The sequence below is a fragment of the Clostridium thailandense genome, from assembly GCF_019207025.1.
GTDB lineage: Bacteria > Bacillota > Clostridia > Clostridiales > Clostridiaceae > Clostridium_AM > Clostridium_AM thailandense.
In genome coordinates, this window is sequence record NZ_JAEEGC010000054.1 from 24,890 (window position 1) to 40,988 (window position 16,099).

Consider the following 16,099-nt stretch of genomic DNA (forward strand, 5'->3'; position numbering starts at 1 on the left):
TGAATTTTTGTTAATGTTATTGTACAAATAAATTTAATTTAAGTAAATGATTTTTTAAATTACGTTAAAATATTAGGTTTTTTAAGTTTTAACTTATGATATTGAAAGTTTAAGATAATATCTTTAATATTAAACTTGAGAATTTAAAAGTTAATAATATTATCTATAGAAGAGATAACTATGAAGGTAAGCTTAATAGTTATTTTGCTTAGAATATATTAAATATTTTTAATTTTTATATGTTATAGTGTATAAAATATGTTATAATATAAACATGATAAAAAGACAACATTAAGAAAGGCTGATATAAATTGAATGATCCAACATATAATATAGGTTCTGTTTTGAAAAGAGTTAGGTTTGAAAGGGGATTGACTTTAGAAGAAACTTCAAATTTGACTGGAGTAAGTAAAGCAATGCTAGGTCAGATTGAAAGAGGAGAATCAAACCCCACAATATCAGTACTGTGGAAAATCTCTACAGGACTTCGAATTTCATTTTCTGAATTATTAGGAAGTGAAGGCAATAACTATGAAGCAATATCAATAGATAATATAGAACCAGTATATGAATCAGATGGAAAAATGATATTATACGATGTATTTCCTTTTAACCCTATATCAGGATTTGAATATTTCTATATTAAATTGCTTCCGGGAGCAGAACATGTTTCTACGCCACATCAAAGTTCGGTAGAAGAATATATTGTGGTAACAAAAGGAACTTTAAAGCTAACTTTGGATGAGCAAACATTTGAGCTTGCCGCACCGGCGGCGCTGAGATTTAAACCCAACAAGAGCCACACTTACAGTAATCCATACGATACAGAAGTTATATTTCAAAATGTAATTAAATATTAGAAATAATCCAGAGTATTATAGACATCCACGGCCGACACTTAACTTATGCGACCGGATATATTTACTTCTTCCATCACTATAAATATATCCCTGAGTATAAGTTAAGTGTCTGATGTAGGTATCTATAAAATGTATTCTGGATTAATTTTAAAATGTTTGTATGTCATAACGTATAATATATGTTATATAATAACAAGAAGGATGAAAGGAGATAATTATGATTACAGAAAGAATTGAAGCCTCAAGAAAAAATTATATTAATGCAAAGCCAGCAATTTCTTATGAGAGGGCAAGAATTTGGACAGAGTCACACAAGAAAACAGAAGGTGAAGCAGTTGCTATAAGGAGAGCTAAAGCTTTTAGAGATACTTGTGAGCAGCTACAAGTTAACATATTTGAAGGAGAGCTGATTGTTGGTGCTATTGGCGAATTTAGAAAATGTGGTATTTTAACTCCAGAATTTTCATGGACATGGGTAGATAGAGAGATGGATAACTTTGATAAAAGGGTTCAAGACCCATATGTTATGACTGATGAGCAAAGGGAATTTGTGAGGAAAAACATATTTCCATATTGGAAAGGAAAATCTTTAGAAGAAGCCTTCTTAGCTCAATTACCTAAGGATACTGCAAAAGTTGTTGTTGATACAGGTATAGTTGATAACGACTCAAAATGGAGACAGGCAGTTGGCGAAATAACGCCAGATTATCAGGATGTTTTATTTAAAAAAGGTTTTGGCGGAATTATTAAAGAATCCAAAGAAAGTATTTCGAAGCTTTCCACTACTTCAGCAGAGGATATGAAAAAGAAAGAATTTTATACTTCAATTATAATTACATCTGAAGGAATAATTACTCTTGCCAATAGGTATGCATCAAAAGCTAAAGAGATGGCAGGAATAGAGAAGGATAGTATAAGAAAAAATGAACTTCTTAAAATAGCTGAGATATGCAGTAAAGTTCCAGAAAATCCTCCTGAGACCTTTTATGAGGCTATTCAATTCCTTTGGTTCACGCAAATAGGAGGAATAATATCTGAAAATCCACTAGCGCTTAATATTGGAAGATTTGATCAGTTCATGTACCCATACTATAAAGGTGACATAGAAAAAGGAATCATGAAGAAGGAACAAATTCAAGAGCTTATTGAAGCACTTTGGATAAAGCTGTCAGAGTGGGTTTGGACGATTTCTGCAAATACTGCTGAGTTTTTTGCTGGATACAATCAGTTTCAAAATCTGACTGTAGGTGGAAAAACAAGAGAAGGAAAGGATGCTACAAATGACCTCTCTTATATGTGTTTACAAGCAACTGAAAGAGTAAAAACTCATCAGCCAGGATTAAGTGTTAGAATACATCAAGACTGTCCGAGCGGCTTTTTAGAGGAAGTTACTCATCTTGTAAGTAAAGGCACTGGATTCCCAGCAATTCATAATGATTCTGCAGGTTATCAAATGCTTATAAATGCTGGTTATGAGCCAGAAGATGCTAGGGATTGGAATAACTGTGGTTGTGTAGTACCTCATTTTCGTAAAACTGGTGAATGGACTTCTGCAGTAAATATTAATTTTACCGCAGCTTTGGAATTTACACTAAATAAAGGCAAAAGCAGGATTACTGGTGAAAAAATAGGCTTGGATGAAAAGAATCCAGATAGTTTTACATCCTATGAAGAAGTTGAAGAAGCTTTTTATAAACAATTTGATAATTTAATTGAACATTCAATTATAGCTACATTAGTAGCACAAAAGCTTCATAAGGAGATGGTTCCAAGACCTTTCCTATCTTCTTGCATAGAAGACTGTATGATAAAAGGAAAAGATTTAGTGGATTCTGGAGCTAAATATAACCTTGGACCTGTACTTACTGGAATTGGCCTTGCGGTTACATCTAATTCACTTGCTGTAATTAAGAAACTTGTCTTTGAAGATAAGGTTGCAACTATGGAAAATTTGGTAAAAGCTCTTGATGCAAATTGGGAGGGATATGAAGATCTAAAAAGATTAGCAATGTCTGTTCCCAAATATGGAAATGATATTGACTATGTAGATGACATTGCTATTAAAATGTCAAATCATTATTATAAAGAAGGTCATAAATATAAAGATATCAATGGTAACCACTTTAATACTGCTTTTATGGGAATTTCAAATTATCTGCCAACAGGAAAAGTAGTGGGAGCCACACCTTGTGGTAGAAAAGCTAAGGAGCCATTATCAGAAGGAGTATCACCTTTTGCTGGGTCGGATACTTCTACACCACTTGCAGCTATGCGTTCAGCAGCAAAGCTTAATCAAGATGTACATTCTGGCGGAACATTATTAAACTTAAGATTAAATGAAGATCTAGTAAATACAAAAAGAGGACAGAGTAATTTAGGTTCTATGATTCAATCCTTCTTTTCACTAGGAGCTTTTCATGTTCAGTTTAATACAATATCCACTGAAACTCTAAGAAAGGCACAAGAAAATCCAGAAGATTACAAAGATTTATTAGTCAGAGTAGCTGGATATAGTACACAATTTGTCAATCTATCTAGATCAATGCAGGATGCAATTATAGCAAGAACAGAGCATGAAAGTTATTAAATCTAGAACAAAGAAAAGGTTTATGGATGAGCATTGCGGTGTGACCCCATAATTATGAGAAAGGGGATTTATATGGGGAATATAAGCGGATATTTTTTGGAACCTCAAAATTTTTCTGTTAATGATGGAAATGGAATAAGAACAATAATCTTTTTTGCTGGATGTCCTCTTAGATGCAAGTGGTGTTCAAATCCGGAGAGCTATACTAATTCAAATAAAATTGCTTACTATGAGAGAACCTGTATAAAATGTGGTATATGTATGGAAGTGTGCCAAGCAGAGGTAGGAATAAATTTAAATAATCGCCTTGAGCAGCAGAAATGTAAAGGTTGTGGTCTCTGTGCAGATATATGTCCAACAAAAAGTAGAAAAAATTTAATTTATCATTATAATAGCGAAGAAATATTAAATTTGATTGAAAAACAAAAAATATTTTATAAATACTCTGGTGGCGGCGTTACCTTTTCAGGGGGTGAGGCAACGCTGCAAATAGATATGCTGAGAGAACTTGCATATAAGCTTTATGATCAAGCTATAGATCTAGCCATTGAAACTTCTGGATATTTTAACTTTGATGAGATTAAAGATATATTGGAAAAAATGAATTTAATATTCATAGATATAAAACATATGAAGAATGATAAACACAAATTTTATACAGGAGTTAGCAATGAAAAGATATTAAAAAATATATGTAGGCTTAATGAACTAAAAGTGCCTGTAGTGGTTCGAATACCAGTAATTAATGGAGTAAATTCAGATGTTGAAAACATTAGAGAGACTGCTAGGTTTATCAAAAGTAATATAGATGACCCTAAATTAGAACTTCTACCATATCATTCCTTTGGGGACAATAAATATGAAGCATTGGGATTAGAAAAGCCTTCAAGACAATTTGAGACACCATCAAAAGAATATATGGAAGAATTATATAAAATAGTTAAAGATGAAGGAGTTCAAATAGTTAGTTATAAATAATTAAAAAATAAATTTAAAAAAATTTCCAGAATATAATAAATCTAAAATAGTCAATATAATAGCGTAGGGTATTTAATAGTTGAGCGAAGATTTATATATAATTGTGTAGATATTTTATATAGTCGAAGAAACCATCACTATAGGTAATAGATTGTTTTATTATAGTGGTGCAACTTAAATTATTGAGTGCTCTATTATGAAAAGGCTATAAGTAGTTTTTTAGTTATAAAATCTACTTATAGTTCTTTTTATTATGTTATAATGAAAATATAATTTTTATATACTTTAAATAACTAAATGGAGGGAACAAGTATGTATTATATATTATTTGAGAACGATCAACCAGTAATCCTTTCTTAATCTGAGATGAGGATAAACTGAGTTCCTCATCTTAGGTATTATTTTTTATCAATAATAAATAAGAAGAGGAAGTATTAATAATGAAAAATAAATTGATTGGTTATATTTATCTGTTGCTAGCTGCCTTAATATGGGGCGGTATGTACGTAGTAAGCAAATATACATTAAGCTTTGTTTCACCTATTACTTTATTATGGATGAGGTATATTATTGCATTTATAGTCCTATTCATAACACTTACTATTTCCAATAGTAAGAAAGGTTACAAAACAGCTATAAAGAAAAAGGAATGGCTGCTTATAGTCTGGATAGGGTTTATAGGATATTTTGTTTCTATATGCTTACAATTCATTGGAATAAAATTATCGGATGCACATACCGGTTCCCTAATTACTGCATCTACACCAGTATTTGTTATCTTATTTGCAAAGTTTATACTAGGAGAAGTATTTACCAAGAAAAAGATAATTGCTTTACTTCTGGCAACTAGTGGTGTTATAGTAGTGATCGGACTAGATTCAATGATGGTAAAGCATTTTTTTGGAAATATAGTTTTGGTCGGAGCTGCAATAACTTGGGCACTACTTTCAATTTACGTTAAAGTAGCAACAAAACACTTAGATTCTTTAACTATAACAACATATTCAATATTTTTTGCCCTTATATTTACAACACCCTTTATGCTATATGGGCATGAAAACATTACTTCTATAATAGGCAACAGACAGCTTATCTTAGGAGTGCTTTATATTGGAGTGTTATCAACTGCAGGAGCCTTTTTCTTGTGGAATAAGGGAATTGAAATGGTGGATACTGGAATTGGTTCATTGTTTTTATTTTTTCAGCCAGTTACAGGTGCAATTCTAGGTTGGATTTTCCTTGGAGAACGACTAAACTTTGGCTTTTTCATAGGAGGATTTTTAATAGTAATTGCTGTAATTATGGCATCTAAAAGTGAACACAGCCCAATTTTTATAGACGCTGATCTAAAAGAAATACAATAAACAAATTTGACCTGTTGTGAATAGGATAGCAATAAGCACAACAGGTCAATTACTTTTTTATTTATTTTTTCTTGGGTTAACTATAATTTCACGAATATTTTTAGCATTTGTTGTAATATTTTCTTTAATTTCCTTGGATTTTACCATCCCTTGGCTATCTTAAGTACTTCATCTGGAATATCTCCATTTAAATACTCTTTTATTGAGCTTTCAATAGCATCTAGTGCTTTATCAATTTGATCTTTAGTTATTACAAGAGGCGGTTGAACACGTAATACATTGTTTGCAAAGAAGGTAAGTAGTACACCTTTTTCCCAGCAGCTATAGCAAATTTTTGCAGCAGCTTCCTTTGCTCGTTCTTTTGTATTTCTATCCTTCACTAAATCAACACCTATACTTAATCCAATGCCTCTAACATCTCCAATCAACGGATATTTATCCTTCATTGTATTAAAGCGTTGTTTGACGTACTCACCTAAATTTTTAGAATGTTCCAAAAGGTTATCTTCCTTTATTACATTAATTGTAGCAAGAGCAGCTTGGCAACATATAGGGTTTGCCATAGTTGTAAATGCATGTGCAGGAGGTTCTAAAACTTCCATAATTTCTTTTCTTGCAACAATTGCGCTTAGTGGCATGCCTGATGCTATTGATTTTCCAATTACTATTATATCTGGTTCAACACCAAAATTTTCTATTCCAAACCATTTACCTGTTCTTCCAAACCCCTGTTGTACTTCATCAACAGCAAATAAGATTCCGTTTTCTCTGCACAAATTATACAGTTTTTTAACATACTTTAGGGGTGGTACAATAAGGCCGTTATCGCCTTCTATAGGCTCCATTATTACTGCGGCAACTTCTTCTGGAGGTAAATAATTTTTAAATTGATCTTCCAATTCCTTAAGACATTCTAAGTTACAATTTTCTTTCTTTTTACCAAACTTACAGCGATAACAATGAGGATAGTTTATATGGTGAATATCTGGAACTAATGGTCCAATTTTTCGACGCATGTTGAGGCTTATAGCCGAAAGTGAAATGGATCCATAGGTGGAACCATGATAGGCACCAACAAAAGAAATTATTTTACTTCTTCCTGTGTAAGCTCTTGATAACTTTATCATTCCATCATTGGAATCAGAGCCTGCAAGACCAAATATTACTTTCTTTTTGAAATTACCAGGTGTGATTTCAACTAGTTCTTTAGCCAATTTAACTAAAGATTCATGATATGTGTAGACTGGAGTGTAGTGAATAATTTCTTTAGCCTGCTGCACGATTGCTTCCACAACTTTTGGATGAGAATGACCTATGTTAGTTGCAGCTGCACTAGAAAGCATATCTATATATTCGTTGCCATCAACATCTTTTATTAGTGCACCTTTTCCACTTTTAATGACTAAGGGATAATAAGGAACTCTGCAAGCAGCTCCAATTAACTCCGAATCTTGACTAACAATATTTTTACAATACTCTATATTCAAAGTAATTCCTCCTAAAAAATTAATTAATAATTTATTTTTTAAGTATTACTTAAATGTCATTATTAACTATTCTAATGTATCTTAATTATAATTTCAACTTAATTTTTAATTATTTATTAAAAAATTAAGTTGTACTTATTTAAGCATAAGAGCTAATTATCTTGAAAAAGATGCTATTTGAAAATAATCTTAAAGAGTATTTTCATAGGATAAGAATTTTAATTGAAAGGAAAAAGGGCTGCCTATAGCAAATATTCACTATAAGTAACCCTTAAAATATACTTAAATTTCATAGTTAATATATTGGTGGACATATACTGCTGACACCAATGATTTTTTCAGAAGTTGGATTGTAAAACCTATGTGGTATGTTTTCTTGTATATAAATACTATCACCTTTATTTAAAATATATTTTTCCTCAGCTAAATATATTTCAGCTGTACCTTCGATTATAAATATACATTCATCTGCTGGGTGTACCATAAATTCATCACTACTCCAGCTAAAAGGTTCTAACTGGAAATATATAATTTCCATCTTAGAGTTCACTTCTTTATCAGAAGCCATGGGTGTAACAAATTCATATACAATACTTGAATTAGGAAGTTCAAGTTTTTTTCGTTTATTTGCTTGAATAAGAACATTTTGCTTTTTTTCATCTGTTAAAAATGTATAAATAGGTACTTTTAATTCAACAGAAATTTTTCTTAATGAAGAAAGAGAAGGATCAATAATATTTCTTTCAATTTGTGAAAGATAACTAGCTGTTAGCCCTGTTTTGTCAGCTAACTCATTCAGCGTTAAGCCTTCCTGTTGGCGTATTTCTCTAATTTTAGGCCCTAGCAAAAGTAATTCCTCCTTACGCTAAATAAAGTTGATATGTTTTAAATAGATAAACTATTCTATTTTTATTTTATATTATTTTTACACAATGTCAATTTTAATAAAAGAAGTAAATTTAGTAGATATTTATAAGTATCATAGAAATAATTATAATATAATTACATTGAATATATTGTTTAATTATATTATAATTGATATTAAATAGAAAATAAGTGGAAAGAGGGTGTATTTATGGCAATTGAAATAATATCATTCTTAACATTTTTGCTATTTGTAGTAGCCTACATTCTATATAAAACTAGAAATAACCAAGAAAAAGAGGATAACGGAATACCATATCAAGATTTCGAATTATGCAATAATGAATGTTACCAATGTAAAATTTCTCAAAAGTGTTGGGAGTTACTTAATCATATGTAAGTTTTGTGGCTGAATAAAAAGGACCTTGGTTTTAACCAGGTTCTTTTATTTTACTTAAATTAATGTAATTTACAATTTATTATGCAACTTATATTTCTTAAAAATCTATTATATATTTTACAATAAAAGCGAAAATAATTCATAATTTAACTTTTTTTGATAAAAAGGTGAAATTAAGTTATAATATGTATAAATATTAATTTGATACAAAAAGTAAATCTTTAAACAAATGAAAATATAGCTGAAGGTGATAGAAGGGATGTGATTAGAATATGGAAAACTTAATATACAGCTTAAATGCCACTATTCCAGTGTTTGCTGTTATTGTTGCGGGCTATATTTTAAAGCAGATAGGAATGCTAAATGATAATTTCATAGAAGTAGCCAATAAATTTAATTTTAAGATAACTTTGCCTGTATTACTATTTACGGATATAGCATCAACTGACATAATTAAAAATTTTGATGGAAAATATATATTGTTTTGTGCAACAGTTACTACCATTTGCTTTTGGATGATTTGGTTTATAACCAAAAAACACATGAAAGATAGTACAATGGTAGGTGCTTTTGTGCAAGCATCTTTTCGTGGAAGTGCAGCAGTTTTAGGAATTGCTTTTATTCAAAATATTTATGGTAGTGCTGGAATGGCCCCATTAATGATTATTGGAGCGGTTCCTTTGTATAATATATACTCTGTTATTGTACTTACTTTCGAAGGAAATAACAAAGAAAAAGGAAAAAACAGCATAAAAAAAGCATGTATTAATATTATAAAAAACCCTATTATTATAGGAATAGGGTTTGGAATGATAGCATCATTGTTAAATATTAAATTTCCTACAATAATTGATAAAACATTGGGAAATTTTGCAGTTATGGCTTCACCTCTGGCATTAGTAACAATTGGAGCTGGATTTGAAGGAAGAAAAGCATTGACAAAAATAAAGCCGACTTTAATAGCTAGCTTTGTTAAGTTAGTAGTTCAAGCAGCCTTATTTTTGCCGCTAGCAGCATTTTTTGGATTTCGAGATCAAAAGCTTATTGCTTTAATAATTATGCTTGGTTCGCCTGCAACACCAAGCTGTTATATTATGGCTAAAAATATGAATAACGATGGAGTACTGACTTCTAGCATTATTGTAGCAACGACTCTTTTATCGGCCCTTACGCTAACCTTTTGGATTTTTAGCTTAAAAAGCTTGGGGCTTGTTATATAATTTAATTATTTGAAAATTCCAACAATAAGGGGTATAATTATTTTATTAAATTGTCATTGAGGTGAGTAAAGTGGAGTTAAATATATATCAAAGCGAATTTGAAAACTCATTATTGCAATATGACAAAAGCAGGGCTTTTGAACTTTTAGATATGTTTTTATTAAAAAATGGTAAAGGTGATTTTATTGATAAAATTATTGTAGAGGTACTTATAAAAATTGGTGAAAAGTGGGAAAAAGGAACTGTTGCACTTTCGCAAGTGTATATGAGTAGTAGAATATGTGAAGAAATGATAGAAAAACTACTTCCTACACATCTTAATCAAACTAAAGCGGTGCCACCTATGGCGATAGTTACTCTCGAAGATCATCATAATTTAGGTAAAAAGATTGTAAGTGCTGTATTAAAGTCTGCTGGATATAAGATAAAAGATTACGGGTTTGGAATTAGAGCAGAGGAAATTATTGAAAAGGCTCTTAGTGACAATATAAAAATTCTTCTAATTTCAGTTTTGATGTATCCATCCGCATTAAAAATTAAAGGTATAGTCGATATATTACATGAAAAAGATCCTTCTATTAAAATACTTGTAGGAGGTGCTCCATTTTTGATTGACAAAGAATTATGGAAAAGTATTGGAGCAGATGCTATGGGAAAAAGTGCAGCAGATGATATTCCTATAATTGAAAGATGGATACGAGGAGGAGTTTTATAATGAGTAAAAACATGTCGTCTTTAGAACGTGTGTTAACTACAATGAGTCATAAAGAACCTGATCAAATTCCATTGTTTTTGATGTTAACCTATCATGGGGCTAGAGAATTGGACATGCCTATAAAAAAATATTTTGGCAAAGCAGAAAATATTGTTAAAGCTCAATTAATTATGCGTGATAAGTATAAAAATGATTGTCTAAACCCCTTTTACTATTCGGCAATAGAAGTAGAGGCCTTTGGTGGGGAAGTAATTTATACAAATGATGGTCCACCAAACTCAGGAGAACCTATTATAAAAAATGAGAAGGACATTATTGCTTTGAAAATACCTTCTATCAAGAATACTAAATGTCTAGTTAAGGTACTTGAAACCATAGAAAACCTTAGGAAGAAAGCAGGACCAGATGTTCCTATACTAGGAGCTGTTAGTTCACCTTTTACGCTTCCAATAATGCAGATGGGTTTTGATAAATATATTGAATTAATATATGAGCGACCTAAATTATTTAATCATATTATGGCCGTAAACGAAGAGTTTTGTGTAGAATGGGCAAATGCACAGCTCTCTGCAGGAGCAACAGCTATCAGCTATATTGACCCTATGGCAGCACCGTCAATTATACCAACTGAATTATATAGTAAAACTGGATTTTATGTAGATCGAAGGACAATAAGAAGAATTAATTGTCTCACTGGTATGAGTTTTGCATCAGCTTGTTGTCTACCAATACTGGATCATATTATTCGCACGGGAACTAAAATGATAGCTGTAAGTTTCCTTGAAGATATAGAGGAAGTAAAGAAAAAAACCTATAAAAAACTTGCTTTACTTGGAAATTTAAATAATATAGAAATGTGTAGATGGGATAAGGCTGAAATTAGAGATAAAATTAAAGATATTATAATCAAAGCAGGTCGTGGTGGTGGATTGATTATTTGTGATAGTGCAGGTGAAATTCCCATTCAGGTATCAGAGGAAACGCTTTTAGAAATTTCAGCAACTGTTAATGAGTTGGGGAAATATCCTTTAGATTGGATTGATTGAAATGGAAGAAAAATTAACTTTAATAATATGTGAAAATTTTCGAAAAGAAATTGAATATTCGATTAAAAGTATAGGAACAAATAAAATTGATATTGTTTATTATTCGCTAGATTGTTTTGAATGTGAAAAAAATAATCAAAAATCTTCAAGAGAATTTACATACAAGAACAGCAGTAACGTTATAATGTTTCAATGCTTTAATAAGAAGAATATGTATAATGTTAAAACCTTTGAAGATTGTTGTTCAGTTCTTTTAGGAAGCACACTTGTTGAAAGCTATTCAGTTCAAGGCAGCTATCTTATTACACCTGGCTTATTGAAAAAATGGAAACATTATATTATTGATGTATTTGGCTTTGATACTAATACTGCAAAAGGTTTTTTTAAAGAAAATTTTAAAAATCTAGTGCTATTAGATAGTATTGTATATGAAGGAATAGAGGAAGATTTAAAGGAACTTTCTGCTTTTGTTGATTTAGAATATTTAATTTTATCGGTAGGGTTAGATTATTTTAAAAGTAATTTGATAAATATTTATCAAAATTGGAAAATTAGAAATCTTGAGAAAAAAATAAATGAAAAAAATAAAAAAGTTGCTGATTTTGCACTTATTTTAGATTTTATTGAAAAGAGTGCCACTTTATTAAAACAAGAAGAGTTAATAAGCAGGATATTTGATTTATTTGTTATACTAACTGGAGCATCAAATTTATCCTTTTTGCCTATAGTTGATGAAATGGCTGAGGAAGTGATAAGTTATAGTAATTTAAGCTATGATAGCGATCTTATAGAATTTAGTAATAAAGGTTTTCACAAACAATATAGGCTCACTTCTTCTGGAAAAGGCATTATTCTAAAACTTTCATTTAATAATGAAATTATTGGATATTTAGAGATAGAAAATATACTTTTTCCCAATTACATTGATAGCTATTTAGATATTTCCCAAACTATACTTAAAACTTTTTCATTAATGATCTTTAATTCAAGGATATATGAAAGATTATTAGAAGTAAATGAACAACTTAAAAATTTAAATACAAATCTTGAAGATACAATATTAGCACGTACAGCTGAGCTTTTAGAAGCTAAAGAAGGCCTAGAAGAAATGAATATGATGCTTGAGGAAACAAATGCCTTGTTGGAAGAGGAAATTGCAGAAAGAAGGTCAGCTGAAGAAGATATACATGTGTTAAATGGCAAACTTATTGAAACTAATATGCTTCTTGAAGAAGAACTTGAATATCATAAAAAAATTGAAGAGGAACTGGTCCAAGCTAAAGAGGATGCTGAAAATGCTAACGCAGCAAAAAGTAATTTTCTTGCAAATATGAGTCATGAAATTAGAACACCAATGAATGGAATTATGGGAATGACAGAATTAGCTTTAATGACAGAACTTAATGATAAGCAGAGAACATATCTTGATTTTGCTAAAAAATCGATGAACTCACTGTTAGTGATTATTAATGATATTTTAGACTACACGAAAATCGAACAGGGGAAAACCCATATAGAGACAAAGCCCTTTGACGTAAGAGAGGTAATAAGTGAAGTCGTTACCTTGTTTGAGGTGAGTGCAAATCAAAAAGGATTGAAAGTTCAATTTGAAATTGATGAAAGCATTCCTAAGATTATAAATGGAGATATGATAAGAGTACGACAGATATTTTCTAATCTTCTTGGAAATGCAGTTAAGTTTACAGACATTGGCGAAATAAATGTATCTGTAAGGCAAATTGAGCTTAAGTCAGACTCAGTAAAGCTCTTATTTGCCGTTAATGATACAGGCATAGGTATACCTGAAGATCAAAAAGACTTATTATTCCAGAGGTTCACGCAATTAGATAGTTCATATACAAAGAAATTTCAAGGTACTGGTTTAGGATTAGCAATTTCTAAAAAGCTTGTTGAAATGATGGGAGGAGAAATATGGTTTGACAGTAAAATAGGTATTGGAAGTGAATTTTGTTTTACAGCTTCCTTTGGTATAATTGAAGAAATTAGGGTAAAAGAATTTTCTAATGATGAACAATTTAAGGGTGTAAAGGAAATAAAGAAAGACACAAAAGTTCTTATCGTTGAAGATGATGAAATAACTAGGAAATTTGTTATGACATTTCTTAAAATGAAAGGAATTATTAGTATAACAGCTGAAAATGGTAAAGAAGCAATTGAAATTTATAGAAACGAAAAAATAGATATGATATTAATGGATATTCAAATGCCTGTTCTTGATGGGCTTTCTGCAACTAAGGAAATAAGGGCATTGGAGTTTAGAAATGGTATTCATACTCCAATAATTGCTATGACTGCTTATGCATATGATGATGACATAAAAAAATGTTTTGAAGCTGGAGTGGATGAACATACAACTAAACCTCTTGATCTTAAAGAGATAAATTGTCTGATGTGTAAGTATTTAAAAGGATTTTGATATAATAATAAATAAAACAATAAGTTTATTTAAGGTAAGTAGGTGTTAAGAGTGGATATAGTGGTTGGCATTGGAGATTTTGCAATTTCGAATAATGAAGAGGATGTAATAGTAACTTATGCATTGGCTTCTTGTGTAGCAATAACTGTTTATTCTTTTAAGAAAAAAGTTGCTGGAATGTTACATATAGCACTTCCAGGAGCTGATGATATATCTAAAAATAGATATAAACCATCTTATTATGCGTCTACTGGAATACCTTTATTATTTGATGAACTATTTCAGAAATTTAAATGTGAAAAGGAGGAACTTGTCCTCCGTATTTATGGAGGAGCAGATTCAATAAGAAATGAAGATGTTTTTGAAATAGGGAGAAAAAATATATTAGCTGTAAAATCTATTCTTTATAAGTTGAATTTTAAAATTGCAGAGGAACAAATTGGAGGAATTATAAGTAGAACAATACAATTGAAAGTGAGTAATGGTGAAATAAAAGTATTTACACAACCGATAAATATTTAGAAAGCATTCATAAATATTTTTTAATAAGGAAATTAGGTTTTTAGTCAATATATAAAGACGTACAATATACAAAATAGAAAGTGTTAGGCATGGATTTTCATAGCCTAACACTTTCTATTTTATATATTATATGTTTTTAATCTATTGGATTTTTCATTATAGCTTTCTTCTTTTAATCCATACAGAAATTCCTATTATTAAAATTACACCAGGTATGACAAGAACTACAAAAGTAGATGCCACTAATCTATTTAATGCACTTACCTGAAGTGTATAGTTATCTAGAGCTTTAGGTCTAACAGATATATCATCCCTTTTTCCTTGAGCCCAACTGATTGAATTCATAAAGAAGTCTAAATTAGCATTATTACTTAGAGACACTACCTGAGAGTTAGTAAAGGTTGCATTGGCAACAACAACTATTTTTGTATCGCTAACTTTGGCGTTGCTGGATTTATCAGTTACAGCTACAGCTATATTAAAAGGTCCATTAAGATCACCAGATTGCTTTTCTAATGTGTCAGTTTTTAGATTAGTTTTACCCCAAGACTTATTTGTAGTTGTAAGTAATGGCTCAATTGTTAATGAGCTCTTCTGATTTTTTGATATCTTTATACTTTGAGCACCAGGGATAAGTACCCTCAAATTATTATTTATTAATGAACTTAAAATGTCATGACTCTTTTGCTCGGGTAAAAGATATATTGGATTTTGAGAAACATAACTACTGTCACCTTCAACTGTAATGGCTCTTTGCATAGATAAACCATAGTTATTTAACACTGATTGAAAGTTTGGTAAATCATTCTCAGTTAAATCCATTAAGAATACTGCCTTACCGCCTTTAGAAAGGTACTTTTCTATAGTATCTGCTTCTGGTGCAGATAAATCTCTTTTTGGAGATACTACAAGTAAAATTGAATCATCTTTTATGCTGGCATCCTTAAGAGATAAATTAATAGAGGATACAGCATAATTTTCAAGAGATAACTGATTCGTTATTTGTGAGGAAAGTTCATCTTCTCCTTGACCCTGAAGAGCATATATAATAGTGCTCTTATCAGAAGTCACATATATTATGCCAGAAGTTATATTTTGTTCTACTGCAAGAGATTGACTTGGAGAGGCAGATGAATCAGAAGAATTGCTGGAAGTGGTACTTAAAAAGGAATCTTGATTTAAAACTTTAAATTTTGATCCATTTTCAACTACTATAGAACCAGCATCTATTTTATTGTTATCTTTACTAAACTTTTGAGTAAGTTGAGGATATTTTGAAGGATCTCTATATACAACCTTAATATGCTCTGAATGTGCAGCATATTGATCTAAAATAGTTTTTACAGTGTAGTTTTCTTGACCGGATTGATAAAATCCATATATTGTTATATCCTGTTTTAAGTTATCTAAAATTTTATAAGTCTGATCAGATAAGGTAAACATTTTATTTTTAGTTAGATCTTTATTCCAATTTAACTTTCCCAATAATAAATTTATTCCTATTAAGAAAACTAAAGCTAATGCCAGTGTTAATACAGCCAAGCTGCCTTTTTTAGACTTTTTTTCATTAAAAAGATTCTTTATATTTTTTACATTCTTCATAATTATAGTTCACCTCC

13 protein-coding genes are annotated in these 16,099 nt (G+C 30.4%); 10 read left to right on the forward strand and 3 right to left on the reverse strand.

Annotated elements, in window-relative coordinates:
- Positions 1 to 311 precede the first annotated feature (311 nt).
- From I6U48_RS12810 to I6U48_RS12825, 4 genes are all read left to right on the forward strand, one after another.
- Positions 312 to 860 carry a helix-turn-helix domain-containing protein gene (locus I6U48_RS12810; RefSeq protein ID WP_218320861.1) on the forward strand — a complete coding sequence of 183 codons (549 nt, stop codon included), beginning with the start codon at positions 312 to 314 and terminating at the stop codon, positions 858 to 860.
- A 217-nt stretch (positions 861 to 1,077) separates the two neighbouring features.
- Positions 1,078 to 3,447, forward strand: a complete 2,370-nt coding sequence (locus I6U48_RS12815; RefSeq protein ID WP_218320862.1) for a glycyl radical protein — start codon at positions 1,078 to 1,080, stop codon at positions 3,445 to 3,447.
- Positions 3,448 to 3,519: 72 nt separating this feature from the next.
- Positions 3,520 to 4,425 (forward strand): glycyl-radical enzyme activating protein, encoded by a 906-nt coding sequence (locus tag I6U48_RS12820; RefSeq protein WP_218320863.1) that lies wholly within the window; start codon positions 3,520 to 3,522, stop codon positions 4,423 to 4,425.
- A 440-nt stretch (positions 4,426 to 4,865) separates the two neighbouring features.
- Positions 4,866 to 5,789 (forward strand): DMT family transporter, encoded by a 924-nt coding sequence (locus I6U48_RS12825; protein ID WP_218320864.1) that lies wholly within the window; start codon positions 4,866 to 4,868, stop codon positions 5,787 to 5,789.
- Positions 5,790 to 5,929: 140 nt separating this feature from the next.
- On the opposite strand, the gene I6U48_RS12830 is transcribed toward I6U48_RS12825, so the two are convergent.
- A complete protein-coding gene (locus tag I6U48_RS12830; protein ID WP_246615323.1) occupies positions 5,930 to 7,276 on the reverse strand; it encodes an aspartate aminotransferase family protein in 1,347 nt (448 codons plus the stop codon).
- 295 nt (positions 7,277 to 7,571) lie between these two features.
- Complete coding sequence (locus I6U48_RS12835) at positions 7,572 to 8,123, reverse strand: helix-turn-helix domain-containing protein (protein WP_218320865.1); 552 nt, start codon at positions 8,121 to 8,123, stop codon at positions 7,572 to 7,574.
- A 228-nt stretch (positions 8,124 to 8,351) separates the two neighbouring features.
- Here I6U48_RS12835 and I6U48_RS12840 point away from each other — a divergent pair, with 228 nt between their 5' ends.
- From I6U48_RS12840 to I6U48_RS12865, 6 genes are all read left to right on the forward strand, one after another.
- Positions 8,352 to 8,540 (forward strand): hypothetical protein, encoded by a 189-nt coding sequence (locus tag I6U48_RS12840; protein WP_218320866.1) that lies wholly within the window; start codon positions 8,352 to 8,354, stop codon positions 8,538 to 8,540.
- Positions 8,541 to 8,812: 272 nt separating this feature from the next.
- Positions 8,813 to 9,760 carry an AEC family transporter gene (locus I6U48_RS12845; RefSeq protein WP_218320867.1) on the forward strand — a complete coding sequence of 316 codons (948 nt, stop codon included), beginning with the start codon at positions 8,813 to 8,815 and terminating at the stop codon, positions 9,758 to 9,760.
- A 70-nt stretch (positions 9,761 to 9,830) separates the two neighbouring features.
- Positions 9,831 to 10,475, forward strand: coding sequence for a cobalamin B12-binding domain-containing protein (locus tag I6U48_RS30320; RefSeq protein WP_312890994.1), 645 nt, complete (start codon positions 9,831 to 9,833; stop codon positions 10,473 to 10,475).
- Positions 10,475 to 11,521 carry a uroporphyrinogen decarboxylase family protein gene (locus tag I6U48_RS12855; RefSeq protein WP_218320868.1) on the forward strand — a complete coding sequence of 349 codons (1,047 nt, stop codon included), beginning with the start codon at positions 10,475 to 10,477 and terminating at the stop codon, positions 11,519 to 11,521. The genes I6U48_RS30320 and I6U48_RS12855 overlap by 1 nt, the downstream gene beginning before the upstream one ends.
- A 1-nt stretch (position 11,522) precedes the next feature.
- Positions 11,523 to 13,958 carry an ATP-binding protein gene (locus I6U48_RS12860; RefSeq protein WP_218320869.1) on the forward strand — a complete coding sequence of 812 codons (2,436 nt, stop codon included), beginning with the start codon at positions 11,523 to 11,525 and terminating at the stop codon, positions 13,956 to 13,958.
- Positions 13,959 to 14,009: 51 nt separating this feature from the next.
- The gene (locus I6U48_RS12865; RefSeq protein ID WP_218320870.1) at positions 14,010 to 14,480 is read left to right on the forward strand and encodes a chemotaxis protein CheD; all 471 of its coding nucleotides are present in this window, start codon (positions 14,010 to 14,012) and stop codon (positions 14,478 to 14,480) included.
- A 156-nt stretch (positions 14,481 to 14,636) separates the two neighbouring features.
- Here the strand turns inward: I6U48_RS12865 and I6U48_RS12870 are convergent, their stop codons facing one another.
- Positions 14,637 to 16,082 carry a GldG family protein gene (locus I6U48_RS12870; protein ID WP_218320871.1) on the reverse strand — a complete coding sequence of 482 codons (1,446 nt, stop codon included), beginning with the start codon at positions 16,080 to 16,082 and terminating at the stop codon, positions 14,637 to 14,639.
- Between the last annotated feature and the right edge of the window lie 17 nt (positions 16,083 to 16,099).